Origin of the sequence: Terracoccus sp. 273MFTsu3.1 (assembly GCF_000383675.1) — a bacterium.
Taxonomy (GTDB): Bacteria; Actinomycetota; Actinomycetes; order Actinomycetales; family Dermatophilaceae; genus Terrabacter.
The window spans coordinates 1-25,168 of record NZ_KB911830.1 but is presented as its reverse complement, the minus strand read 5'-3'; the positions used below and the strand labels follow the sequence as shown (position 1 = coordinate 25,168).

At 70.8% G+C, this 25,168-nt stretch carries 21 protein-coding genes, 1 tRNA gene and 1 riboswitch; of the genes, 15 read left to right on the top strand and 7 right to left on the bottom strand.

Annotated features, from left to right (window positions below; genetic code table 11):
* The first annotated feature begins 22 nt into the window (after positions 1-22).
* Positions 23-1,105 carry an S-(hydroxymethyl)mycothiol dehydrogenase gene (locus H283_RS0122065; protein ID WP_028785828.1) on the top strand — a complete coding sequence of 361 codons (1,083 nt, stop codon included), beginning with the start codon at positions 23-25 and terminating at the stop codon, positions 1,103-1,105.
* Positions 1,102-1,776, top strand: coding sequence for an MBL fold metallo-hydrolase (locus H283_RS0122060; RefSeq protein ID WP_020145703.1), 675 nt, complete (start codon positions 1,102-1,104; stop codon positions 1,774-1,776). The genes H283_RS0122065 and H283_RS0122060 overlap by 4 nt, the downstream gene beginning before the upstream one ends.
* Positions 1,777-1,847: 71 nt before the next feature.
* Here H283_RS0122060 and H283_RS0122055 read toward each other — a convergent pair whose 3' ends face one another.
* On the bottom strand, positions 1,848-2,597 hold the full coding sequence (locus tag H283_RS0122055; RefSeq protein ID WP_028785826.1) for a hypothetical protein: 750 nt from the start codon (positions 2,595-2,597) through the stop codon (positions 1,848-1,850).
* A gap of 126 nt (positions 2,598-2,723) precedes the next feature.
* Here H283_RS0122055 and cysS point away from each other — a divergent pair, with 126 nt between their 5' ends.
* Together cysS and rlmB are read left to right on the top strand one after the other, a co-directional pair.
* Positions 2,724-4,229, top strand: coding sequence for a cysteine--tRNA ligase (gene cysS / locus H283_RS0122050; protein ID WP_020145701.1), 1,506 nt, complete (start codon positions 2,724-2,726; stop codon positions 4,227-4,229).
* A 1-nt stretch (position 4,230) separates the two neighbouring features.
* Positions 4,231-5,202 (top strand): 23S rRNA (guanosine(2251)-2'-O)-methyltransferase RlmB, encoded by a 972-nt coding sequence (rlmB, locus tag H283_RS0122045; RefSeq protein ID WP_020145700.1) that lies wholly within the window; start codon positions 4,231-4,233, stop codon positions 5,200-5,202.
* Between the two features lie 51 nt (positions 5,203-5,253).
* Here rlmB and H283_RS0122040 read toward each other — a convergent pair whose 3' ends face one another.
* Complete coding sequence (locus tag H283_RS0122040) at positions 5,254-6,312, bottom strand: PD40 domain-containing protein (RefSeq protein ID WP_020145699.1); 1,059 nt, start codon at positions 6,310-6,312, stop codon at positions 5,254-5,256.
* Between the two features lie 289 nt (positions 6,313-6,601).
* Here H283_RS0122040 and H283_RS0122035 point away from each other — a divergent pair, with 289 nt between their 5' ends.
* Positions 6,602-7,453 (top strand): DUF929 family protein, encoded by an 852-nt coding sequence (locus H283_RS0122035; RefSeq protein ID WP_020145698.1) that lies wholly within the window; start codon positions 6,602-6,604, stop codon positions 7,451-7,453.
* 7 nt (positions 7,454-7,460) lie between these two features.
* On the top strand, positions 7,461-7,988 hold the full coding sequence (locus H283_RS0122030) for a vitamin K epoxide reductase family protein (RefSeq protein ID WP_020145697.1): 528 nt from the start codon (positions 7,461-7,463) through the stop codon (positions 7,986-7,988).
* A 12-nt stretch (positions 7,989-8,000) separates the two neighbouring features.
* On the opposite strand, the gene H283_RS0122025 is transcribed toward H283_RS0122030, so the two are convergent.
* From H283_RS0122025 to H283_RS0122015, 3 genes are all read right to left on the bottom strand, one after another.
* Positions 8,001-9,245, bottom strand: a complete 1,245-nt coding sequence (locus H283_RS0122025; RefSeq protein ID WP_020145696.1) for a DUF4032 domain-containing protein — start codon at positions 9,243-9,245, stop codon at positions 8,001-8,003.
* Positions 9,242-9,901 carry a Pr6Pr family membrane protein gene (locus H283_RS0122020; protein ID WP_020145695.1) on the bottom strand — a complete coding sequence of 220 codons (660 nt, stop codon included), beginning with the start codon at positions 9,899-9,901 and terminating at the stop codon, positions 9,242-9,244. Before H283_RS0122020 ends, H283_RS0122025 begins: the two co-directional genes overlap by 4 nt.
* A gap of 127 nt (positions 9,902-10,028) precedes the next feature.
* A complete protein-coding gene (locus H283_RS0122015; RefSeq protein ID WP_028785824.1) occupies positions 10,029-11,132 on the bottom strand; it encodes an ABC transporter ATP-binding protein in 1,104 nt (367 codons plus the stop codon).
* Between the two features lie 326 nt (positions 11,133-11,458).
* On the opposite strand from H283_RS0122015, the gene H283_RS0122010 reads away from it, so the two are divergent.
* The 5 genes from H283_RS0122010 to H283_RS0121990 all read left to right on the top strand — a co-directional run bounded on the left by H283_RS0122010 (position 11,459) and on the right by H283_RS0121990 (position 18,318).
* On the top strand, positions 11,459-12,781 hold the full coding sequence (locus H283_RS0122010; RefSeq protein ID WP_020145693.1) for a maltose ABC transporter substrate-binding protein: 1,323 nt from the start codon (positions 11,459-11,461) through the stop codon (positions 12,779-12,781).
* Between the two features lie 150 nt (positions 12,782-12,931).
* Positions 12,932-14,476 carry an ABC transporter permease subunit gene (locus tag H283_RS0122005; RefSeq protein WP_020145692.1) on the top strand — a complete coding sequence of 515 codons (1,545 nt, stop codon included), beginning with the start codon at positions 12,932-12,934 and terminating at the stop codon, positions 14,474-14,476.
* Complete coding sequence (locus H283_RS0122000; RefSeq protein WP_020145691.1) at positions 14,476-15,420, top strand: sugar ABC transporter permease; 945 nt, start codon at positions 14,476-14,478, stop codon at positions 15,418-15,420. The genes H283_RS0122005 and H283_RS0122000 overlap by 1 nt, the downstream gene beginning before the upstream one ends.
* Complete coding sequence (locus H283_RS0121995) at positions 15,417-17,303, top strand: glycoside hydrolase family 13 protein (protein ID WP_020145690.1); 1,887 nt, start codon at positions 15,417-15,419, stop codon at positions 17,301-17,303. Before H283_RS0122000 ends, H283_RS0121995 begins: the two co-directional genes overlap by 4 nt.
* A gap of 1 nt (position 17,304) precedes the next feature.
* Positions 17,305-18,318: a LacI family DNA-binding transcriptional regulator gene (locus H283_RS0121990; protein ID WP_020145689.1), complete on the top strand. Its 1,014-nt coding sequence runs from the start codon at positions 17,305-17,307 to the stop codon at positions 18,316-18,318.
* A gap of 314 nt (positions 18,319-18,632) precedes the next feature.
* Here the strand turns inward: H283_RS0121990 and otsB are convergent, their stop codons facing one another.
* Positions 18,633-19,436 (bottom strand): trehalose-phosphatase, encoded by an 804-nt coding sequence (otsB, locus tag H283_RS0121985; RefSeq protein ID WP_020145688.1) that lies wholly within the window; start codon positions 19,434-19,436, stop codon positions 18,633-18,635.
* Entirely contained in the window at positions 19,433-21,022 is a 1,590-nt protein-coding gene (locus H283_RS0121980) for a trehalose-6-phosphate synthase (RefSeq protein WP_020145687.1), read from the bottom strand. Before H283_RS0121980 ends, otsB begins: the two co-directional genes overlap by 4 nt.
* Before the next feature lie 204 nt (positions 21,023-21,226).
* On the opposite strand from H283_RS0121980, the gene H283_RS0121975 reads away from it, so the two are divergent.
* The 4 genes from H283_RS0121975 (at position 21,227) to H283_RS0121960 (ending at position 25,018) form a co-directional block, all read left to right on the top strand.
* A complete protein-coding gene (locus H283_RS0121975) occupies positions 21,227-21,658 on the top strand; it encodes a CBS domain-containing protein (protein WP_028785823.1) in 432 nt (143 codons plus the stop codon).
* 99 nt (positions 21,659-21,757) lie between these two features.
* The gene (locus H283_RS0121970) at positions 21,758-23,623 is read left to right on the top strand and encodes a serine/threonine-protein kinase (RefSeq protein ID WP_020145685.1); all 1,866 of its coding nucleotides are present in this window, start codon (positions 21,758-21,760) and stop codon (positions 23,621-23,623) included.
* A gap of 294 nt (positions 23,624-23,917) precedes the next feature.
* Positions 23,918-24,131: riboswitch (cyclic di-AMP (ydaO/yuaA leader) on the top strand.
* Positions 24,132-24,134: 3 nt separating this feature from the next.
* Positions 24,135-24,785 carry a transglycosylase family protein gene (locus tag H283_RS0121965; protein ID WP_020145684.1) on the top strand — a complete coding sequence of 217 codons (651 nt, stop codon included), beginning with the start codon at positions 24,135-24,137 and terminating at the stop codon, positions 24,783-24,785.
* Between the two features lie 160 nt (positions 24,786-24,945).
* Positions 24,946-25,018 (top strand) — tRNA-Thr (locus H283_RS0121960).
* The last annotated feature ends 150 nt before the right edge of the window (positions 25,019-25,168 follow it).

Sequence of the window (25,168 nt, the reverse complement as noted above, 5' to 3'; positions counted from 1 at the left end):
GACGCACGCCGAGGGAGCCAACATGCCGCAGACCGTCAAGGGTGTCATCAGCCGCAGCAAGGGGGCCGACGTCGAGGTCGTCGACGTCGTCGTGCCGGACCCCGGTCCGGGTGAGGCGGTCGTCAAGATCGAGTCCTGCGGGGTGTGCCACACCGACCTGCACTACCGCGAGGGCGGCATCAACGACGACTACCCCTTCCTGCTCGGCCACGAGGCAGCCGGCTACGTCGAGGCCGTCGGCGAGGGTGTCACCGACGTCGCCCCCGGCGACTTCGTCATCCTCAACTGGCGTGCCGTGTGCGGCCAGTGCCGGGCCTGCGCCAAGGGCAAGCCCTGGTACTGCTTCAACACCCACAACGCGACGCAGAAGATGACGCTGACCGACGGCACCGAGCTGACGCCCGCGCTCGGCATCGGCGCCTTCGTCGAGAAGACCCTCGTCGCGGCCGGCCAGTGCACCAAGGTGCCCGAGGCCGACGCCGCCGCCGTGGGCCTGCTCGGCTGCGGCGTCATGGCCGGCTTCGGTGCGGCCGTCAACACCGGTGGCGTGACCCGGGGCGACTCGGTCGCCGTCATCGGCTGCGGCGGGGTCGGCAACGCCGCCATCGCCGGTGCCAAGGTGGCCGGAGCGACGACGATCATCGCCGTCGACGTCAGCGACGCGAAGCTCGAGCAGGCCAAGCACTTCGGCGCGACGCACACCGTCAACAGCACGCACACCGACGCCGTCGAGGCGATCCGCGGTCTCACCGACGGCAACGGCGCCGACGTCGTCGTCGAGGCGGTCGGACGCCCCGAGACCTACGAGCAGGCGTTCTACGCGCGAGACCTCGCCGGCACCGTCGTCCTCGTCGGCGTGCCGACGCCCGACCAGCAGGTCACCCTGCCGATGATCGAGATCTTCGGCCGGGGTGGCAGCCTCAAGTCGAGCTGGTACGGCGACTGCCTCCCGAGCCGGGACTTCCCGATGCTCGTCGACCTCTACAAGCAGGGCCGTTTCGACCTCGACGCGTTCGTCTCCGAGCGGATCGGCCTCGGAGACATCGAGGCGGCGTTCGACAAGATGCACGCCGGTGAGGTCCTGCGATCGGTGGTCGAGCTGTGAGCGCCGACGCGGCTGGCGACCGGGTCAGGCCCTCGCAGGGCGGCGTCCGCATCGACCACACGACGACCGAGGGCACCTTCAGCCTCGACGGCGGCACGTGGGAGGTCGAGAACAACGTCTGGGTGGTCGGCGACGACACCCAGTGCGTCGTCGTCGACGCCCCGCACGACGCCGGCCCGATCCTCGAGCTCGTCGGTGACCGTCGCCTGACCCACGTCCTGCTGACGCACGCGCACGACGACCACGTCACGGTCGTGCCCGAGCTGCTCGCCGCCCACCCCGGGGCGAAGGTCGCGCTCCACCCCGACGACCGCGTGCTGTGGGACCAGAGCCACCCCGACCTCGCCCCGACGCTGGACCTCGCCGACGGCGATGTCGTGCAGGTCGGCGACGTCGAGCTCTTCGTGCTGCACACCCCGGGCCACGCGCCCGGAGCCTGCTGCTTCCACGCCCGCGACCTCGGCGTCGTCTTCACCGGGGACACGCTCTTCCTGGGCGGCCCCGGCGCGACGGGTCGGTCCTACTCCGACTTCCCGACCATCGTCGAGTCGATCAGGCACCGGCTGCTCGCGCTCCCACCCGAGACGGTCGTGCTCACCGGGCACGGCCGCGCCACGACCATCGGTGACGAGAAGCCGGACGTCGAGGAGTGGATCCGCAGGGGGCACTGACCCGCCTGCCGGGCCACACGGCATACGCCGGCTGGCGTATGCCGTCAGCTCGGTTCGGCCTCTCCGCTCGCTCAGGCGCGGGGAGCGTCGCGCAGCAGGCTGATCTTCTGCCAGATCTTGCGGCCCATGCCGGTCGTGAGGTTCTCGATCTCGCTCACGGTGTCGAGCACGAGGGCGTCGGTCGACTCCTCCGCGCACAGGGCGGCGGCCTTCGACGTCAGCGACAGCAGCTCGGAGCAGTACTCGAGGTAGATGGCGTAGTCGCGCACCGACATCGTGCGCGGGCTGACGACCTCGTCGCCCGCCACGGTGCCGAGCCGGGTGTCGGGCAGCAGGGCCGCGGGGTCCTTGCTCATCTGGTGCATGTCGATGATGTGGGCGAGCGAGCGCAGCCGGTGCAGCCGGCGGATGAGGTCGTTGCGCACGACCCGGTCGGCGAGCGAGAGGAGGAACCAGATCGCGATGCCCGCGAAGACGAGGTCGTTGATGAGGCTCTCGACGACGGGCAGCCACTCGAAGGCCGCGATGGACCCGGCCCGGGCCACCGCGTCGCGCACCGCGATCCCGACCGCGACGAGCGACACGGCCAGGACGACGACGATGAGGGCCCTCGAGGTCCACAGCAGGCCGGCCCGCTGGGCAGGGGCGCGCCGACGCCGGTCGAGGAGGGCGTCGACGACCTTGCCGAGCTCCTCGGTGGCCGCCCGCAGGCCCGGGTGGCGCGGCAGGTAGGTGTCGATGCGTTCGCCGAGATAGCTGATGACGGCGCGCACCTCGGAACCGTCGAGCCGCTCGTAGCTCGTGAGCCGCGGTTGCGCCATGGCCCGAGCGTAGCCGCGGGGCGCCGGGGAGGGCGCGATCGTGGGCCGGCCGGACGGCACCGGACGGCATACGTGCTCGTGCCTCCATGGTCGGGCACGCGGCGACGCGCCGATAGACTTCGGCGGGTGAGCCTACGACTGTTCGACACCGCAACCCGGGAGCTGCGCGACTTCACGCCGCGCGAGGCGGGCAAGGTCGGCATGTACATCTGTGGCCTCACGACGCAGGGTGCGCCGCACATCGGGCACATCCGTTTCGCCGTCGCCTTCGACGTGCTGCGTCGCTGGCTCGAGGTCGGTCACGGCTACGACGTCACGCTCGTGCGCAACGTCACCGACATCGACGACAAGGTGCTGCGCAAGGCGGCCGACGCCGGTGAGGACTGGTTCGCCCTGACCTACCGCAACGAGCGCCTCACCTCGCAGGCGCTCGACGCGCTCGGCGTCGAGCCGGCCACCTACGAGCCGCGGGCGACCGGTCACGTGCCCGACATGGTGACCCTCATGGAGACGCTCGTCGAGAAGGGCCACGCGTATGCCGCTCCCGACGGCAGCGGCGACGTGTACTTCGACGTGCGCTCGTGGCCCGAGTACGGCTCGCTGACGGGCCAGTCGCTCGACGACATGGTGGGCGCCGACGACGCCGACCCCCGCGGCAAGCGCGACCCCCGCGACTTCGCCCTGTGGAAGGGCCACAAGTCCGACGAGCCCGAGAGCGCCTCGTGGCCGACGCCCTTCGGCGCCGGCCGCCCGGGCTGGCACCTCGAGTGCTCGGCCATGGCCCGACGCTGGCTCGGCGACGAGTTCGACATCCACGGCGGCGGCATCGACCTGCGCTTCCCGCACCACGAGAACGAGCAGGCGCAGTCCCGCGCGGCAGGGCTCGGCTTCGCCCGCTACTGGCTCCACAACGCGTGGGTCACGGTCAAGGGCCAGAAGATGGGCAAGTCCCTCGGCAACGCCCTCGAGGTGCGCCACCTGCTCGAGCAGACGCGGCCGATCGTGCTGCGCTACTACCTCACCGCCGCGCACTACCGCTCGATGATCGAGTACCACCCCGGCTCCCTCGAGGAGGCCGCCGCCGCGGTCGAGCGCATCGAGGGCTTCCTCGAACGCGCGGCGCGGCGCGGCACGATCGTGCCCCTGGCGGCCGATGCGCTCCCCACCGCCTTCGTCGCGTCGATGGACGACGACCTCGGTGTCAGCGGGGCGCTCGCCGTCGTGCACGACACGGTGCGCGCCGGCAACAGCGCGCTCGACGAGGACGACGACGAGGCGGCCCTCGAGGCCGCCGGAGCCGTCGTCGCCATGACCGAGGTGCTCGGCATCAACCCGCTCGCGGCCCACTGGGGCTCCGGCGGCAGTCGCGAGGAGGCCGCGGCCGAGCTCGCCCTCGAGGCTCTCGTGCGGGCCCAGCTCGACGCGCGCCAGGTCGCCCGCCAGGAGCGTGACTTCGAGCGGGCCGACGAGATCCGCGACACGCTCACGGCGGTCGGCATCGAGATCACCGACACCCCGTCCGGCGCCCAGTGGTCGCTCGCCCGCCCGGCGCGCGGCGACGCCGAGACCACGACCGACACCACCACCGACCACCCCACCGCGGCCCCCCGGGCCGAGAAGGCACAGGGCTGACATGCCAGGCAACTCCCAGCGGCGCGGCGCCATCCGCAAGAACAGCAAGGGCGCGACCGTGGGCTCCGGCGGCCAGCGCCGCCGCGGACTCGAGGGCAAGGGCCCCACGCCCAAGGCCTCCGAGCGCGAGTACCACCCCGCCCACAAGCGCGCCAAGGCCGCGGCGAAGCGGTCCGGCTCCGGTGCGCCCGGACCGGGCGGACGCGGCCAGGCCCGCTCGAAGAGCCGCAGCAAGGCCTCGAGCGAGATGGTCTACGGCCGCAACTCGGTCGTCGAGGCGCTGCGCGCCGACGTGCCCGTGGCGACGATGTACCTCGCCACCCGCATCGACACCGACGACCGCGTGCGCGAGGCGCTCAAGATCGCGACCGAGCGCGGCCTCGCCATTCTCGAGACGCCTCGTGGGGAGCTCGACCGCCTCACCGACGGCGGCGTGCACCAGGGCATGGCGCTGCAGGTGCCGCCCTACGAGTACGCCCACCCGAACGACCTCATCGACCCCGAGATGCCCGGCATCCCGCTCGTCGTGGCGCTCGACGGCATCACCGACCCGCGCAACCTCGGCGCCATCGTGCGCTCCGTGGCGGCCTTCGGAGGTCACGGGGTCGTCGTGCCCGAGCGCCGATCGGTCGGGATGACCGCGTCGGCGTGGAAGACGTCGGCCGGTGCGGCGGCCCGCATCCCCGTGGCCCGCGCGAGCAACCTGACCCGCGCCCTCGAGGAGTTCAAGAAGGCCGGCTTCTTCATCCTCGGTCTCGACATGGACGGCGACGTCGAGCTGCCCGACCTGTCCCTCGCGTCGGAGCCGCTCGTCGTCGTCACCGGCTCCGAGGGCAAGGGGCTCTCGCGCCTCGTCCGCGAGACGTGCGACCAGATCGTGTCGATCCCGATGAGCTCGGCCGTCGAGTCGCTCAACGCCGGGCTCGCCACGGGCGTCACCCTCTACGAGATCGCCCGCCAGCGCCGCCGCTGACGTATGCCGTCCGGCGGGGTCCCTGCCGGACGGCCGTCAGGGCCGGGCGAGTCACGCACCCCTGGCCATGCGGGCGTGCACCCCGGCGATGGTCGCGCCCGGGACGGCAGGCCGGCTCTGACGGCCGGCGAGGTCGGTGACCCACAGCTCGTACTCTGCGGTCGCGGAGGTCTGAGCGGTGAAGAGGACGTGCCCGTCCGGCGTGAAGGAGGGCTCCCCCGCGCTGCCCCCGCGGTCGGCGAGCCGGGTCACCCGGGTCAGGCCCGACCCGTCGGGCTTGACCGTGAAGACGTCGGTCGCCTCGGACGCCGGGTCGAGTCGGCGGTCGAAGAGGATCAGCCCGTTGCTTCCCCAGTCCGAGTGCTCGGCGAAGAGCGCCGGGTCGGCCATCGGCGGGCCGACGGTCGTCGTCGCGAGGTCGACGACGACGAGGCTCGAGCCGGTCACGGGTGACACGTCCCGCCCTCCGTCACGGTGGACGAGCTCGGTCACGAGCCGCCTGCCGTCGGGCGAGTACCTCGGCTGCGCGAAGACGTCGTTGCGCGCCGGGGCGGCGATGACGGTGCGCCGGCCCGTCGCGAGCTCGACGGTCTCGAGCGTCCCCACTCCCTCCGTGTCCATCGACGCGTAGGCGATCTGTGCACCGGTGGGCGAGAACGACGGGTCGTCCATCACGAGGCACGGGTCGCTGCACGGCAGCAGAGAGCTGGCCTGCCCTCCGTCGGCGTCGGCGCGCCACACGCTCGAGCGATTCCCCACGCCCCTCCGGAAGACGATCCACGTGCCGTCGGGCGACCAGTCGGGGTTCGTCAGCGCCCCGGACGGGCCGTCGACCTGGAAGTAGCTGCCACCGGTGTCTGTCCGGGCGATGCGCAGGCCCCCCTCACGGGCCGGCTGGTAGACGATCCAGTCGTGGCTCTTGCCAGGCAGCGGGAGTGCGCTGGTCGTGGTGGGCGTGACGACGCCGGATGACACGGTCGACCCGGTCGAGGTGGGGAGCGCGGGTGTCGGCAGCGTGGGCGGTGTCGAGGTGCACGCCGCCGTGACGAGGGCCGCGACGCCAGTGGCAGCAGCGAACCAGGCCTGCCCGACTCGTGAACGCTGGCCCACCCGCTGACTCCTTGCCCGCTCCGGTGGGTCCTAGTGTTCCCGATCGCCGGCTGCGGCGTCCGTCGTTTGCCGACCCTGCCGCGCCCGCCCGGAAAGGTCACGATCCGGCCACTGGCGACCGTCCGGCATACGCTCGGGGAACTCCGACGGCCCGCCCGACGCTGGTCAGGTGGTGCTCGATAGAGTGCTGTCGAACTCCACTACGCCCTGTAGTACGCCGTGACTGCCGGCGAGGGCGCGCACCCGAGCGCTGCGGCTCCGCAGCGGGACCGACCGAAGGACAAGATTCGTGGCGAAGAGCAACCGTGCCGAGACGGCCGCCAGGGCAGCGCAGCTGCGCGCCGAGGCCGCCCGCAAGGACCGTCAGCGCACGCAGGTCATCGCCGCCTCGGTCGCTGTGGTCGTCGTCGTGATCGCGGTCGTCCTGGGGATCGTCATCTCCAACCGGCCCAAGGACGCGCCTGCCGCCAGCGGCGGGGCGGCCGCCCTGGCCACCCTCGAGAAGCTGCCGGCGTCCCTCTTCGACCAGGCTCCCGCGCCGACGCCGGAGCAGGCCCCCGCCAAGCTCCAGGGCGGCACGGCGCTGACCCAGGACGGCAAGCCGAAGGTGCTCTACATCGGCGCCGAGTACTGCCCGTTCTGTGCGATGGAGCGCTGGGCGCTCATCGGGGCGCTGTCCCGTTTCGGCACCTTCACCGGTGTCACCGAGACGACGAGCTCGAGCGACGACGTCCACCCGAACACCCCGACGTTCTCCTTCAAGGACGCGAAGTACACCAGCGACGTCGTGGCGTTCGAGGCCGTCGAGACCCAGGACCGCAACAAGCAGCCGCTACAGCCCCTCGAGGGCGAGAACCTCGCGCTCTTCCAGAAGTTCAACCCCGGCGGCGGCATCCCGTGGATCACGTACGGCGGCACCCACGCCACCGACGGCGCGACGGTCGACGCCAACGCCTTCGAGGGCAAGACCTACGACCAGATCATCGCCGGCATCCAGGACCCGACGTCCGACATCGGCAAGACCGTGACGCCGGCCATCAACATGATCACCGCCCAGATCTGCGACCAGACCAAGGGCCAGCCCGCCAACGTCTGCACGAGCCAGGGCGTGGCCTCCGCCTCCGTGCTGCTCAAGCGGTGACGTCGGCGTGAGCCCGCAGCGTGACGACGTGACGACGGTCGACGGTGCCCCGGTCCGTGCGGGCCGGGTCCGGCCCGGGTGGCTCGCCCCGGTGTCGGCCGGTCTCGCCGTCGTCGGGCTCGTCGTCTCGGTCTACCTGACGTTCGAGCACTTCACCGCCAACGCGACCCTCGCCTGCAGCATCGGCGGCGTCGTCGACTGCGCCAAGGTGACGACGAGCGCGTGGAGCACCTTCATGGGTGTGCCCGTGGCGCTGCTCGGTCTCGTCTTCTTCGTCGTGACCCTCGGCTTGTGCCTGCCGTCGGTCTGGCGGCGTCCCGAGCCGTGGCTCGACGCCGTCCGCCTCGCCTGGCTCACCATCGGCCTCGGCATGGCGCTCTACCTCGTGTGGGCCGAGCTCTACCGCATCCACGCGATCTGCCTGTGGTGCACGGCCGTCCACGTCGTGACGTTCCTGCTCTGGATCGTCGTCCTCTTCGGCCAGATCCTCTCGGGCCCGGCCGACGACCTCGCGACGGGCGCGGTCGAGGACTGACGGCATACGTCCTCAGTCGAAGCGGCTGATGACGGGCATCTCCTCGGTGTCGACGCCGAGCACCGCCTTCTCCTCCGGCTTGGCCGGCAGGACCGTCGCGACGTAGTCGCGCAGCGCGTCCTCGATGGGGGTGTCGTGCCCGGCGCGCTCGCTCATGTACCAGCGGTGCTCGAGCACCTCGTGGAAGATCTCGGCCGGCTCGAGGCGGCCGGTCAGCTCGCGCGGCACGGCACGCGTCACCGGCTCGTAGATCTTGGCGAGCCAGTCGTGCGCGACGATCTCCTCGTCGTCGCCCTGGCGGTCGGTCGCCGCGGCGTACGCGTCGAGGTCGTTGAGCAGGCGGCGGGCCTGGTTCTCGCCGACGTCGAGGCCGGTCAGGCGCAGCAGGCGGCGGGAGTGGTGGCCCGCGTCGACGACCTTCGGGGTGATGACGATCTCGGTGCCCCCGATGTCGGTCGTCATCGACAGCTCGTCGACGTCGAAGCCGAGCTCGTTGAGGCGCCGGATGCGCTCGTCGACCCGCCAGCGGTCGCCGACCTCGAAGCGCTCCGTGCCGGTGAGGGCGTTCCACAGCGTGTGGTAGCGCTCGATGACCGACGCGGACACCTCGAACGGGTCGGCGTGCTCCTCGAGGAAGCCCCCGGCCGCGAGGTCCATGAGCTCGCCGGCGATGTTGACCCGGGCGATGTCGAGGTCGTGCTCGCGCTGCCCGTCGGACAACCGTGCGTGCAGCTCACCGGTCTCGGCGTCGACGAGGTAGGCGGCGAAGGCGCCCGCGTCACGACGGAAGAGCGTGTTGGAGAGCGACACGTCGCCCCACCAGAAGCCCTCGAGGTGCAGGCGCACGAGCAGGACGGCCAGGGCGTCCATGAGGCGTACGGCCGTGTCGGGGCGGAGGTTCTGGCTGTACAGGGCGCGGTAGGGGAGGGAGAACTGCAGGTGGCGCGTGATGAGGCAGGCGTCGAGCGGCTCCCCGTCGGCCGCCGTGCGACCGTGGACGACACCGAACGGCTCGACCGACGGCACGTCGAGGCGACGCAGGTTGCGCAGCATGGCGTACTCGCGGTCGGCGATGTCGTCCTTGATCTCCTTGACGGCGAGGACCCGCGGCCCGAGCTTGACGAAGCGCACGACGTGACGCGAGATGCCACGGGGGAGCGCGGCGAGGTAGCTCTCGGGCCACTCCTCCAGCGGTGTCGACCACGGCAGGTCGAGCAGGGCGGACTCGGGCCTGGCGGTGGTGATCTCGAGCGTCACGCGTTCATCGTGGCACGGTCGCGCGACAGGCGTCGATCAGCCCAGAGCGCAAGAGCGGCCAACGCCAGGAAGAGGAGGGCGATGGCGGCGCAGTTGAGCAGGGTGCGGCCCAGTCCGATGGAGCCGACGTTGAGGAAGGGGTAGGGGTACCAGTCGACCAGCGGTCCGAGGGCGAGGGTGGCCACGAGCCAGAGGACCGGCCAGATGAGCGAGGGCAGCAGGTCCTCGCGCGCGACCGTGCCGCGCGGGCCGAAGACGGCCCATCCGACGAAGGTGAGGACCGGCACGACGATGTGGAGGAGCCGGTCGCAGACGAGAGAGCCCGTCGTGTAGCTCGGCGACGGGGGGAGCGCGATGGCCGCGACGATGCCGGTCACCGTGATCCCGACCAGCGACGCGAGGCGGACGACACGGAAGACCTGCGACTCGGTGCGTCCGCGCACGATGAGGAACGTCGAGACCGCGACGAGGAAGTTGGCCTGGATCGTGAAGTAGGAGAAGAAGCGGCGCACCTGCTCGGGCCGGGGGGTCGTCACCGCACTCGAGTCGAGGATGTTCTCGCCCGTGGCCACGAGGTAGAGCTGGAAGACGAGCGCGAAGACCGCGACGACGAGCGTCACGACGTGCCAGTACCGCCCGATCGTCGACTTGGTCACACGCGGAGCCTAGGGCTTGCCGAGGTCCGGGTGACGGATGTTGTCGAGCCTTGCGCCACAACGGCGCTGGGCCGGCACCCGAGAAGGGTGCCGGCCCAGCGGCGTGATGCGGTGGTACGCGAGTGGCTCAGTCGCCGACGCGCAGCCCCGACTCGGCGTTGAAGACGTGCACGTGGCCGGACTTCGGCTTGAGGTAGATCTTGTCGCCCTTCTCCGGGGGGCGACGACCGTCGACGCGGGCGATGAACGGCACGGCGCCGGCGTTCTCGCCGGTGGCCTCGAGCAGCTTCTGCTCGGTGGAGCCGTAGATGTAGGCGTCGGCGCCGAGCTCCTCGACGACGTCGACCGTGACGGGGATGCCCGACTGGTCGGACGACAGCTCGAGGTCCTCGGGACGAACACCGAGCGTGACGTTCTTGCCGACGTTGGCGAGGTCCTCACGCGCCACGGGGACCGTGTGGCCGTGCAGGTCGACGCCGCCGTCGGTGACCGGCACCTCCATGAGGTTCATGGCGGGCGAGCCGATGAAGCCGGCGACGAACACGTTGGCCGGGTGGTCGTACATGCGGCGCGGGCTGTCGCACTGCTGGAGGATGCCGTCCTTGAGCACCGCGACGCGGTCACCCATCGTCATGGCCTCCACCTGGTCGTGCGTGACGTAGACCGTCGTGACGCCGAGGCGGCGCTGGAGCGAGGCGATCTGCGTGCGGGTCTGGACGCGGAGCTTGGCGTCGAGGTTGGACAGCGGCTCGTCCATGAGGAAGACCTGGGGGGAGCGCACGATCGCGCGACCCATCGCGACGCGCTGGCGCTGGCCACCGGAGAGAGCCTTCGGCTTGCGGTCGAGGTACGGCGTCAGGTCGAGGATCTTGGCGGCCTCCTCGACGCGCTTGCGGATCTCCGCCTTGTCGACGCCGGCGATCTTGAGCGCGAAGCCCATGTTGTCGGCGACCGTCATGTGCGGGTAGAGCGCGTAGTTCTGGAAGACCATCGCGACGTCGCGGTCCTTGGGGGACAGGTTCGTCACGTCGCGGTCACCGATGAGGATGCGTCCGCCGTTGACCTCCTCGAGGCCGGCGAGCATGCGCAGGGAGGTGGACTTGCCACACCCGGAGGGGCCGACCAGGACGAGGAACTCCCCGTCCGCGATCTCGATGTTGAGCTTGTCGACGGAGGGAATCGGGTTCCCGGGGTACTGCCTCGTCGCGTTGTCGAACGTCACTGTTGCCATGGCTTCATTGCCTTCCTTCACCGGCAGGAACGTGCCGGACGATCCGTTGTAAAGGTGTGCCTGCCCGGGTGAGCAGGCATCGACATCATGTCCCACTCCCGGCACGTTGACCACCCCTCGCCCGCGGGCGGGTCGCCGTGGGTGAGGAACGGGCACGCCAAGGGGGTCGCGACCCGGCCCCGGCACCGGCCTCCTTGGGTCGACTCAGGGATGTGTCCAGAACGTTGCAAAAAATTGCAGCAAGCGGGTTCCCGCTCTCTGCAACTTCTTGCTAGATTCCGGGGCACCGGTGGCGGCGTGTGCCACCTGGCTTCAAAGGAGAATCCATGCACAAGCGTGCGCTCGGCGCTGCTGCCGTCACGGGTGTTGCCGCCCTGGCCCTCAGCGCCTGCGGTGGGTCCAGCCCCACCACCCCGTCCGACACCGGCGCCGCCGGCACGAGCAAGGCCGCGACGACCACAGGTGTCCCGGAGACGCCGAGCGGCACCGCTGCTCCCGTCCGTGACGCCAACGTCGACCTCGTCATCTGGACCGACGCCGACCGCTCGAAGGCCGTCCAGAAGTACGCCGACCAGTTCGCCGCCGAGAACGGTGTGACCGTCAAGGTCCAGATCTCGACCGACACCCGCGCCCAGTTCAAGGACGCGACCAAGGTCGGCAAGGGCCCCGACGTCATCGTCGGTGCCCACGACTGGCTCGGCGAGCTCGTCCAGAACTCGACGGTCGCCCCGGTCAACCTCAGCTCCGACGTCGCGGCGAAGTTCCTGCCGAAGGCGATCGAGGCCACGAAGTTCAACGGCCAGTCCTACGGCGTGCCCTACGCCGTCGAGAACATCGGCCTCATGTACAACAAGGACCTCGTCCCGAACCCGCCCAAGACCATGGACGAGCTCGTCGCCACCGGCGAGAAGCTCGTCAAGGAGGGCAAGGCCAAGCAGGTCCTCAGCCAGTTCGTCTCCAAGGTCGGCAACGCGTACTTCGCCTACCCGTACCTCTCGGCGTTCCCCGAGGGCGGCATCTTCGCCATCAAGCCCAACGGCGACTACGACCCGAACAAGGTCATCGTCAACACCCCCGACTCGGTCAAGGGTGGTGACGTCCTCGCCGAGCTCGGCAAGAAGAAGGTCCTCTCGACCAACGTCGACGACACGAACCAGGACGCGCTCTTCGACACGAAGGCCGCCCCGTTCATGATCTCCGGCCCGTGGAGCGTCGCCAAGGCGAAGGAAGCCGGCATCAACTACGGCATCGCCCCGCTGCCGAGCCTCACCGGTGGCGGCGCCATGCGCCCGTTCCTCGGTGTCCAGATGTTCTACGTCTCGAGCAAGGCCAAGAACGCCGCTCTCGCGCAGGAGTTCGTCACGAACTACATCCCGCGCAAGGACGTCCAGCTGGCCCTCTTCGAGGTTGGCAAGCGCCCGCCGGCCCTCAAGGAGGCCTACGCCGAGGTCGCCGCGAGCGACCCCGACGTCAAGGCGTGGTACGAGGCCGGCGTCGACGGCTCGCCGATGCCGAACATCCCCGCGATGAACTCGGTCTGGGGCCCCTTCGGCCAGGCGACCGCCGACATCATCGCCGGCAAGGCCGGCGCCAAGGAGCGTCTCGACGCTGCTGCCAAGGAGATCACGGCGAACATCGCCAAGGGCTGAGCTCCTTAGTCTGACAAGGGTTTCCGGGGTCCGTCCCAAGGACGGACCCCGGGGTCCCGGCCCGGGCACGGGCCATCGGGGAGCTCCGCGAGGGCTCCCCTTCGTGCACCTACGGCAACGGCGCCGGGTCGGCGCAAAAGGACGTGTCACATGACCAAGCCCCTCGCTCTCGCGATCAAGTGGGTTCTCATCGTCGCGACGTTGGCCGGCATCCTGTGGATCGCCACCAAGCTCGCGCAGGCAGGCAACACGATGGCCGTCGTCATCGCGGGACTCGTGGGGATGGGCATCCTCGCCGTCTATTCGACGCGGCGCTCGGTCCCCCTCAAGTACCTCGTCCCGGGTCTGCTGTTCATGATCCTGTTCCAGCTGTGGCCGGTGCTCTACACCGCGAGCCTGTCGACGACGAACTACGGCGACGGACACCTCTACAGCAAGGAGGAGTCGGTCACCGACATCATCGCCCAGTCGGTCCGTGAGGTGCCCGGCACCCCGCGCTACAAGATGTCGGTCGCGATCGCCGAGGGCGGTGACCCCGTGACCGCGGACCTCGTCCTGCTGCTCACCAAGCCCGACGGAAGCACGTACGTCGGTGACAAGTCCGGGCTCAAGCCGCTGCCCGCGTCCGGTGTCGAGAAGACCTCCATCGGGAAGATCACCAAGGCGCCCGGCTACACCGTCCTCACGGCCAGGCAGGCGAACGCCCGGAGCAAGGACCTGTCGGCCATCGCGGTGCCGACGAGCGACGGGGGTGGCATCAAACCGGTCGGTCTCTCCGAGGCCTTCGAGGGCAAGGCGACGGTCACCTACGACGCGTCGGCCGACAAGCTCACCGACGCGGGCACGACGCCACCGACGGTCTACGCGCCGAAGGACGCCAAGTGGGTCAACGTCGCCGACCCGACCCAGTCCTTCCCGCAGGGCTGGAAGGAGAACATCGGGCTCGCGAACTACTCCCGCATCTTCACCGACAGCACGATCCGCAGCGGCTTCCTCAGCATCTTCATCTGGAACATCGCCTTCGCGATCCTGTCGGTGCTCACGACGTTCCTGCTGGGCATGCTCATCGCGCTGCTCTTCAACGACCCGAGGCTGCGCGGCAAGGCGATCTACCGGTCGCTGCTGATCCTGCCCTACGCCTTGCCCGGCTTCGTGACGGCGCTGGTGTGGAAGGGCATGTTCAACCAGGACTACGGCATCATCAACCAGACGCTGAACATCTCGGTCGACTGGCTGGGCACCCCCGCCGGCGCCAAGGCCGCGATCCTCATCACGAACCTCTGGCTGGGCTTCCCGTACATGTTCATCGTCTGCACGGGTGCGCTCCAGTCGATCCCGCAGGACGTGCGTGAGGCGGCGACCATCGACGGAGCCAACGCCTTCCGGACGCTCCGGTCGATCATCATGCCGCTGCTGCTCGTGGCCGTCGGCCCGCTGCTCCTCGCGTCGTTCGCGTTCAACTTCAACAACTTCGGGCTCATCTACCTGCTGACCAAGGGTGGCCCCTTCAACGGCGCGGACACGTCGATCGGGTCGAGCGACCTGCTCATCACGTACGCGTTCCGCCTGGCCTTCTCGGGCAGCGCGCCCAACTACGGCTTCGCTGCAGCGGTGTCGGTGATCATCTTCCTGCTCGTGGCGCTGATGAGCATCCCGGGCTTCCGTCGCACCAAGGCCCTCGAGGAGGTCAACTGATGGCGACCGTCAACGCTCCCGTCCCTGCCGACCCGCGCATGGACACCCGCATCGAGGAGGAGACCGGAGCCAGCACGCCGGTCTCGCCCAAGCGCGGGGGTCTCGGCGGCTCGGTGTGGTGGCGCCACGCCCTGGGCATCCTCGCCCTGATGTGGGCGCTCTTCCCGATCCTCTTCATCTACTCGGCCGCGACGAACCCCAGCGGGACGCTCAACACGGCGAGCCTGTGGCCCTCGGGCTTCTCGACGAAGAACTTCACCGACCTCTTCAACGACAGCTCTCGGCCGTTCTGGACCTGGTACAAGAACTCGATGATCATCTCGTTCGTCGGGGCGCTCGGGGCGGTCTTCCTCGGTGCGTGTGCGGCCTTCGCCTTCTCGCGCCTGCGATTCAAGGGCCGTCGCGGCGGCATGATGTTCCTGCTGCTGACGACCTTCTTCCCGGCGCTGCTCGCCATCGTCGCGACGTACATCATCTTCGCGGCCATCGGTGACGTGCTTCCGGCGCTCGGCCTCAACACGGTCACCGGCCTGATCCTCGCCTACCTCGGCGGCGCGCTCGGGGCCAACGTCTGGCTCCTCAAGGGCTACTTCGACACCGTGCCACGCGAGCTCGACGAGGCGGCGATCGTCGACGGCGCGAGCCACGCGCGGATCTTCTTCACGATGACCCTGCGCCTGGTCATGCCGATCCTCGTGACGGTCTTCATGCTCGTCTTCGTCGGCCTCTACGGCGAGTTCATGCTGGCGAGCGTCTTCCTCACCGACGTCGACAACCAGACGCTCGGTGTCGGCCTCTACGGCATGACCCTCGGCAACGACGCGAACACCCTCTTCGGGCGGTTCACGGCCGGCGCGCTGCTCGGCTCGATCCCCGTCATGCTGCTCTACCTCGCCTTCCAGCGTCAGCTGGTCGGTGGCCTCACCACGGGATCCGTCAAGTGACGCCTGCCCCGACCCGCCAGCAGACGTGGCTGAGCCAGCCGCACCACGACGGGTCGGGGCGGTACGTCTCCAACCAGGCGCCCCGTCTCGGCGACCGGGTCGACGTGCTCGTGCGCGTCCCGCTCGACGCCGGGGTCGAGGCCGTCCACGTGCGCACCTCGCCCGACGGCGAGGCGACCTTCACGGTGGCGCGCAAGGTCCGCACGACGGGCGTCGATGACTGGTGGCGTGCCACCCTGACCTGCCACAACCCGGTCACGAACTACCGCTTCCTGCTCACGGGCGGCCCGACGAAGTACGTGTGGCTCAACGGGACGGGCATCCACGAGCGGGACGTCCCTGACGCGAGCGACTTCCGTCTCGTGGCGAACGCCAGCCCGCCGCCCGAGTGGGCACTGGGGTCGGTCGTCTACCAGATCTTCCCCGACCGGTTCGCGCGCTCGAAGGGCGCCGACCGGCACGCGACGCCCGACTGGGCCGTGCCCGCCGCGTGGTCCGACCCCGTCGACCTCAGCCCGAAGGGCGTCGCCCACCAGCTCTACGGCGGCGACCTCGACGGCATCACCGAGCACCTCGACCACCTCGAGTCGCTCGGCGTCGACGTCGTCTACATGACGCCCTTCTTCCCGGCGCGCTCCAACCATCGCTACGACGCGTCGTCGTTCGAGCAGATCGACCCGCTCCTCGGTGGGGCCCCGGCCCTGCGCCGGCTCACCAAGGCCGCCCATGAGCGCGGCATGAAGGTGATGGGCGACTTCACGACGAACCACACGGGCAACGCCCACGAGTGGTTCCTCAAGGCGGCAGGCCCCGGCGGGAAGAACACGCCCGAGCGGGACTACTACATCTGGGAGGACGGGACCTACGTCGCCTGGCTCGGCGTGCCCTCCCTGCCGAAGCTCAACCACCTCAACGCCGCCCTGCGTCACCGCATCTTCGAGGACCCCCAGGGGGTCGTACGCAAGTGGCTGGGTCGCTCGGGCGGCCTCGACGGATGGCGCGTCGACGTCGCGAACATGACCGGTCGCTGGCGTGCCACCGACGTCAACCACGACGTCGCCCGGCAGATGCGCGACGTCATGGGCCTGGTCGCGCCGGACGCACTGCTCGTCGGGGAGCACTTCCACGACTACACGCCCGACATGCCCGGCGACGGCTGGCACGGCGTCATGAACTACGCCGGCTTCTGCAAGCCCACGTGGACGTGGCTGCGCGAGGAGCCGAAGGACCCGCGCTTCCTCGGTGCGCCCGTGCCTCTGCCGCTCCTCGACGCCGGTGCGGTCGTCGAGACGATGCGTGACTTCACGTCACGGATCGCCTGGCAGTCGCTGGTCCACTCCTTCAACCTCGTCGGGTCTCACGACGTGCCTCGGATCCGGACACTCGTCGGCCCCGACTCCGTCGAGACGGCGGTCGGCCTGCTCATGACCTTCCCGTCGATGCCGATGATGACCTACGGCGACGAGATCGGCATGGAGGGCACTTTCGGCGAGGACGGTCGCCGTCCGATGCCGTGGGACGAGAAGGCTTGGGACGCAGACACGCTCGCGGTCTACCGAGGCCTCATCCTGGCGCGCCAGCGCTCGGTCGCGCTGCGGCGCGGAGGCCTACGGTGGGTCCACGCCGAGGGCGATGCCATGGTCTACCTCCGCGAGACGCTCGACGAGGTGGCACTGGTGCACGTGGCGCGCGCGGCGCACGAGCCGGTCGTCCTCGACCCGCGACACCTCGCGGGCATCGAGTCGGGCACCCCGGCATACGGACCGCGTCCGACGATCGGCAAGCGTGCTGTCACACTGAGCGCCACCGGGCCCGGCGTCAGCATCTGGACGTGGCGCCCGACCGACGACGGTCCACGACACGTGCGACGAAGGGGGAGGTGACGTGAAGGCGCGTCTGCGTGACATCGCCGACCAGGCGAGCGTGTCGGAGGCCACCGTGTCACGCGTGCTCAACGGCAAGCCCGGGGTGGCCGAGTCGACCCGCCAGGCCGTGCTGACGGCGCTCGACGTCCTCGGCTACGACCGGCCGAGTCGACTGCGGCGCAAGAGCGCCGGGCTGGTGGGGCTCATCGTCCCCGAGCTGACCAACCCGATCTTCCCCGCGTTCGCGCAGATCATCGAGAACTCCCTCGCGCAGAACGGCTACACCCCGGTGCTGTGCACCCAGGTCGCCGGGGGAGTCCACGAGGACGACTACGTCCAGATGCTCCTCGAGCGCGGCGTCGCCGGCATCATCTTCATCTCCGGCCTGCACGCCGACACCACGACCGACTCGGCCCGCTACGTCGCGCTGCGTGACCGCAACCTGCCGCTCGTCCTCGTCAACGGCTACATCGAGGGCGTCGACGCGCCCTTCATCAGCAACGACGACGTCGCCTCGATGGGGCTCGCGCTCGAGCACCTGGTGAGCCTCGGGCACCGCGAGATCGGCCTGGCGGTCGGACCCGACCGCTACGTGCCGGTCATCCGCAAGATCGCCGGGTTCCGGCACTCGATGCAGGAGCTGACGGGTCGCTCCGACGTCGACGACCTCATCGAGCGCTCACTGTTCAGCGTCGAGGGCGGTGCGACCGCTGCCGGCCGGCTCCTCGACCGCGGCGCCACGGCCGTCGTGTGCGGCTCGGACCTCATGGCGCTCGGGGCGATCCGCGAGGCCCGCAAGCGCGGCCTCAACGTGCCGCGCGACTTCTCGGTCGTCGGCTACGACGACTCGACGCTCATCGCCTTCACGGACCCACCTCTGACGACGGTTCGCCAGAGCGTCAACGCGATGAGTGCGGCGACCGTGCGTGCCCTGCTCGACGAGATCGCCGGGCAGCCTTCTCCCCGAGCGGAGTACGTCTTCCGCCCTGAGCTCGTGGTCCGCGGGTCGACCGGCGCCGTTCGGCGTCACTGACCGCGTCCGCCCTAGGGACGGCAGGGCGGCGTCCGATCGGTGGCGACGGTTCGGGGGCCGTGGCGCCTGATGGTGCGGGCGCGGGCCGTCGGGTGCGACGGTTCGGGGGCCGCGGCGCCTGAAAGTGCGGGCGCGGGGCGTCGGGTGCGACGGTTCGGGGGCCGCGGCGCCTGGAAGTGCGGGCGCGGGGCGTCGGGTGCGACGGTTCGGGGGCCGCGGCGCCTGGAAGTGCGGGTGCGGGCCGTCGGGTGCGACGGTTCGGGGGCCGCGGCGCCGAGGTGGTGGGCGTATGCCGCGTCGCCCGGTCGCGGCGGTCAGCTCGGGGCGTGGGCGGCGGAGCAGAGCTGCTCGAGGCGGGTCAGCAGGGCAGCCACCGCCTGCTCGTCGTCGACGCGGTAGCGGGCGGCCGTGGAGCCGGTGCCGACCTTGACGGTGACGTCCTCGGGTCGACGCATCCGCATGAACGCGTCCTCGTCGGTGACGTCGTCGCCGAGGTAGACGCGCGCGACGGCGCCCACGTGGCGGCCGAGTGCGGTGACCGCGGATCCCTTGTCCGCGTGGGAGACCGACAGCTCGAGCACCGACTTTCCCTTGAGCACCTTGACGCCGGGGTGGTCGAGGGCGACCCGCCGGGCGTCGGCGATCGCGGCGTCGCCGGTCTCGCGGGGGATGCCTCGGACGTGGACGACGACGGCGGCCGACTTGTACTCGATGCCGGCCTCGGGGTGATGCTCCTTGACGAGCGCCTCGATGTCGGTGCGCAGCTCGGCGAGGGTCACCTCGTCGTCGGGCGTGACGGCGGCGGCCTCCATGGCCTCCCGCACGGCCGGGCTCGAGGACTCGGCGCCGTGGCTGCCGATGAGGACGATCGGCTCGTCCTCGGTGATGCCGGTGAGCTCACGCAGCGTGCCGAGGTCTCGGCCCGAGACGACGGCGACGTGCACGCCGGGCAGGCTCGCGAGCGACCGCAGCGTCTCGACGGTGCCCTTGACGGGGGTGGCCTGCATCGGGTCGGCGTCGAAGGGGGCGAGCACTCCGTCGAAGTCGGTCGCCACGAGCACGACGTCGGCGGAGGCCACGGCCTCGAGCGTGTCGGTGGTCGGCGCGCCGGTGCTCACGACCGCGTCCCGTCCGTCGCGCTGTGGGATCCCTGGCGGGAGCCGCTGCTGCCCGACCCGTTGGACGCCCCGACGCCCGTCCCGGTCGTTGACTCGGTGGACGACTCACTGGGGGCCGGCATGAGCGGCGCCTCCTCCGCGTGGGGTGTGGGGCGCGGGCGCGACTCGGCCCCCGGCATCTCGGGCGCCGCGGCGAGCGCCGCGAGGTAGCGAGCCGCCCAGCGCTGGACGTCGTGGTCGGACACGCGGCGGCGCAGCGCCTTCATGATCCGCTGCTTGTCCTTGGCCGGGGTGTTGATGGCGCGCAGGATCGTCTGCTTGAGCCCCTCGATGTCGTGCGGGTTGCACGCGAAGGCCTGGTGCAGCTCGTGCCAGGCGCCGGTGAACTCGGACAGCACGAGGGCGCCGCCGAGGTCATGGCGGCACGTGACGTACTCCTTGGCGACGAGGTTCATGCCGTCGCGGAGCGGGGTGACGAGCATGACGTCGGCGGCCTGGAAGAGGGCCGCCATCTCCTCGCGCGGGTAGGAGTGGTGCAGGTAGTGGACGGCCGGGGCGCCGATCTTGCCGAGCTCGCCGTTGATGCGGCCGACGGTCTGCTCGATCTCGTTCTTGAGCTTGCGGTAGGCGTCGACCCGCTCGCGGCTCGGGGTCGCGACCTGCACGAGCGTGACGTCGGGCGGCCCGATGCGGCGCTCGCTCAGCAGCTCCTCGTACGCCTTGAGCCGGTGCCGGATGCCCTTGGTGTAGTCGAGCCGGTCGACGCCGAGCATGAGGACCTTGGGGTTGCCGAGGCTCTCGCGGATCTCGCGTGCGCGCTCCATGACGTCGGGGCGCTTCGCCAGCTCCTCGAGCCCCTGGAAGTCGACGGAGATCGGGATGGCAGCCGCCCGGACCTGGCGGTGGGCACCCTCGACGGTGACGCGGTCGCGCTTGGTCTGGGCGCCGAGCAGCTGGCGGCAGGCGCGCACGAAGTTGCGGGCGTCGGCCTGGCGCTGGAAACCGAGGAAGTCGGCCCCGAGCAGACCGTCGAGCAGCTGGGCCCGCCACGGCAGCTGGGCGAACAGCTCGACGGGCGGGAAGGGGATGTGGTTGAACCAGCCGATGCGGACGTCCGGCCGCAGCGCGCGCACGAGGGCGGGGACGAGCTGGAGCTGGTAGTCCTGCACCCACACGGTGGCGCCCTCGGCCGCGACCTCGGCGACGGCCTCGGCGAAGCGCCGGTTGACCGTCTGGTAGCTCGACCACCACTCGCGGTGGAAGGTCGCCGGCACGATGACGTCGTGGTAGATCGGCCACAGGGTGTCGTTGGAGAAGCCCTCGTAGTAGTCCCGGACCTCGTCGGTCGACAGCGGCACGGGGTGCAGGTGGATGCCGTCCTCGTCGAACGGCTCGGGTGCCTCGCCGGCGTCTCCGGCCCAACCGACCCAGGCGCCGGGCTGCGTGCGCATCACCGACTCCATCGCGGTGACGAGACCGCCGGGGCTGCGTCGCCACTCGACCTCGCCGTCGTCGGTGACGACCTTGTCGACGGGCAGGCGGTTCGCGGCGATGACGAGGTCGTAGGTCGGCCGAGGGGTCGACACGCAATCAGCTCCTGCTGCTCGAGGGGAGGGCACGGCCCCCGACGTACCCAGACCCGGGGGGAGGGGCGCCGCGGGGCGCGATCGGTCTCACTCTAACGAGCGAACGGTGGCGCCCGGTGCGGTCCCGCTCTAGGGTCGAGACAGGGCATCTCTGGTGGAGCGGGTGGCCGCCTGAGGGCATCGCGCCGAGGTGAAGGAGTCGCCGTGAAGATTTCTGACGTGCTGCGCAAGAAGGGCAGCGAGGTCATCACCATCCAGCCCGACGAGACGGTCGCCGGCCTGCTCGGCCTGCTGGCCGAGCACCGCATCGGCGCGGTCGTCGTCAGCACGGACGGCTCGAGCGTCGACGGGATCGTCAGCGAGCGCGACATCGTCCGGCACCTCCACAGCACGGGCACGAGCGTGCTCGAGGCGCCGGTGTCGCAGATCATGACGAGCGAGGTCACCACCGGCTCGGCCGACGACAACATCGCCGACCTCGCCGGGACGATGACCGAGATGCGGGTGCGGCACGTGCCGATCGTCGACGCCGACGGCAAGCTCGCCGCCATCGTCAGCATCGGCGACATCGTCAAGCACCGGCTCTCCGAGCTCCAGTCCGAGCGCGACCAGCTGCGCGACTACATCAGCAGCTGACCGCCGGGACGAACCGGACAGAACCGACGAGACAGGACACTCCGCGGGTCGCTGCCGCAGGGTTCCTGTCGCGGCGGCCCGGTCGCATACCGTAGGGGTATGACTGCGTACGACCGGACCGAGCGGGTGCCCACCCCGCGGCCCGGCGCGCGCACCGGTGGTGTGCCCGTGGTCCCGCGTCCCGGCGGGCCGGGGTCGCAGCAGCGGATCGGTCCCTACCGCCTCATCGAGGAGATCGGCGAGGGCGGCATGGGCGTGGTCCACCTCGCCCTCGACCCGCGCGGGCGCGCCGTCGCCATCAAGGTCCTCCGTGCCCACGTGGCTCACGACGCCGACGCCCGCCAGCGCCTGTCGCGCGAGGTCGACACCCTCTCGCGCATCCGCGACGCGCGGGTCGCGAGCGTCATCGACGCCGACGTCATGGCGCCCCGCCCCTACATCGTCACTCGCTACGTGCCCGGCCCCGCCCTCGACGAGGTCGTCGAGGACCACGGCCCGCTGGCCCCGGCGGACCTGCTCCGCCTCGCCCGCGGCATCGCCGAGGCGATCCGCGCCATCCACGCGTGCGGGGTCGTCCACCGCGACATCAAGCCGGGCAACGTCCTCATCGAGGACGGCGACCCGGTCCTCATCGACTTCGGCATCGCGCACCTCCAGGACGACGTGCGCCACACCGTCGGCGGGCTCGTCATGGGCACGCCGGGCTACCTCTCGCCCGAGCTCGTCGAGGGTGCCGCCATCACCGACGCCACCGACTGGTGGGGCTGGGCCGCCACGATCACGTATGCCGCGTCGGGTCGTCCGCCGTTCGGCCGCGCGCGCATGGATGCCGTGCTCACCCGCGTGCGGGCCGGTGACGTCGACCTCGAGGGCGTCGACCCGCGCCTCGTGCCGCTGCTGCGCGCTTCCCTCTCTCCCGACCCGCGGCTGCGCCCCCACGCCGACGAGGTCATCGCGGCGCTCGAGCTCTACGCCGCCGGCCGCGCGGCGACCGTGCCGACGCCGAGCGGCAACCCGTGGGACGACGGCCGCGTCAGCGCGCCCCCCGGCGACACCCAGGTCGTCCAGCACGGCAGCACCGCCGTCATGCCGCCCGTCGGCGCAGCCGGCGCCGTGGGCGCTGCGACGGCCGCCGGGAACCCGGTGCGGTGGGCCCCGCCCCCGACCGGTCCGCGGTCGCCCGACCCCGACCCGGCGGCATACGGCCACGGCTGGGACGACGAGCCCGCGTCGCCGGACGACTGGGGCGGCGCCCAGGCCTACGACGCGCGGCACGGGCGGGGCGGACAGGACCTCGAGGGGGCTCCGCAGGACGGCTACTGGCCCGACGACGAGTGGGACGAGGACGACGAGCCGGCCCAGCGCGAGGGCGACCCTCGCATCGGGCTGCCGATGCGCACTGGCCTGCTCGCCGCCGTCGCGATCGCCTGGGTCGGTGCGCTCATGGCGTGGCCGGGCATCGCCCTCGTCGTGCTCGTCGTCCTGTCGGCGCTCGCCCGGGCCACCGACCGCTCGGTCACGGCGCTCGTGCTGCGCCGCTACGACTTCGGCCGCCGGCGCAGCGACGTGCCCTTCGCCGTCGTCTCGAGCCCGTGGCACCTCGTCGTCGGCATCATCGCCACCGGGGTCGGCCTGCTCCTGCCCGTGGCGGTGGCGCTCGCCGGTGTCTTCGCCGCCGCCCTGCTCCTCGCCGGCACGCAGGGGACCGACCTCGGCCCGGGCACGCCGATCACCCTCGCGGTCGGCGGTGTCCTCGGCCTGCTCATGCTGTGGTGGGGCCCCGGCGGCGCCTCGCTGCGGCGCGGGTCGCGCTCGATGGCTCGGCGCCTCGTGCCGGCCGGCCTGGCCGCACAGATCGTGTCCGGGATGCTCGCCGTCTTCGGCGTCGTGGCCGCGCTCGTGGCCCTGCGGCACGGGTCGAGCCTCACGTGGGACCCGTTCACGACCAACCCGTTCGGGCAGTGACGGCTCGGCGCGCGAGACGGTGAGCGAGCGGGGCCGGGCCTGTGAGGCGTCCGGGCGGGCTCTGTGTGGGCCGTGTGCGCATAGCGCATCGACCTGCATCCGGGGCTGAAAAAAAGATCACGGAAGTGTCTCGACGCGCCTTGTGCGCTGCGGAAACGTCCCGTACCGTCAGTGCTCGGCGGCCTCGACTTCCGGGTCGAACGGGAGCAGCACCACTTAGCTCCCGGGTCGCTTCGTCGCGTCCGGCTCCACACGAACGCTCCCACAACTTCACATGGACACCCATTTATCCGTTCCCTGAGCGCGCCGAGCCTCGCCAGCCAGGGATGTAGCCCACACCCGTGGGCCGGGCGAGGACGGGGGACCCAGTGTGGCCAGTGAGTGCATGTGTGTCGAAGCGCATGTCAAGAGGACGAGATCTGGTCTCGGGGTGAAGTCGCATCCGCGACGGGGCACCTGACGCCCCAACCCGACAGCTAACCCCGCAGGCGCGCGTCAGGAAGGATCACCCATGCAGTACATGTCCAAGCATGCTGCGGCCAAGAAGATCTCGGCCAAGCAGCGCATCGCGGGAGTCGGAATCGCTGGAGCAGCCACCATCGTCGGCGGCATCGCCACGGGCGGGTCGGCGAAGGCCGCCTCGGTCTGGGACCGCGTCGCCCAGTGCGAGTCGAGCGGCAACTGGCACATCAACACCGGCAACGGCTACTACGGCGGCCTGCAGTTCGTGCAGAGCACGTGGCGCGGCTACGGCGGCACGGCCTTCGCGCCGCGCGCCGACCTCGCCACGCGGGCCGAGCAGATCGCCATCGCGCAGCGCGTGCTCGCGTCCCAGGGGCCGGGCGCCTGGCCGGTGTGCTCCCAGCGTGCCGGCCTGACGCGGGCCAACGGCGGTGCCACGTCGACCCCGGTCTCGCGGTCGACGGTCCGCAAGCCCGTGACGACGAAGAAGGTCGTCAAGAAGAAGACGTACGCGACGAAGCCGACGGTCACGAACACCGCCAAGGGCGCCAAGGTCACCGTGCACCGCGGCGACACTCTCGGCAAGATCGCCGCGCGCTACCACGTGTCAGGCGGCTGGAAGGCGCTCTGGAAGGCCAACGGCGCTCGGGTCACCAACCCGAACCTCATCTTCGTGGGTCAGACTCTGCGACTTCCGTGAGTTCCTGATACAACTGTGCCGGACGGCCTCGCGCGACCAACCCCTGGGTTTGCGCGGGGCCGTCCTTCTCGTGTCGGGCGTCGGTCGCGCCCGGTGTTTGGGCGTATGCCGTCCGGCTCGGCTACGCTTTCGCCCGTCCGCGGCGCTCGCGCCGAGACGTGCTGGCGTGGCGCAATTGGTAGCGCACCTGTCTTGTAAACAGGCGGTTAGGGGTTCGAGTCCCCTCGCCAGCTCTCCGGTGTGTATGACTTCGCCTGATGTTTGACGTTCGGGCTTCGCCTGATGCCTGACAGTGTTTCGGGTGATGGTTGACAGCTGCTTCGGCTGATCCTTGACGCTCTCCTGATGAAGGAGATGAGCGTGGCCGAGCAGCGGTACAAGGC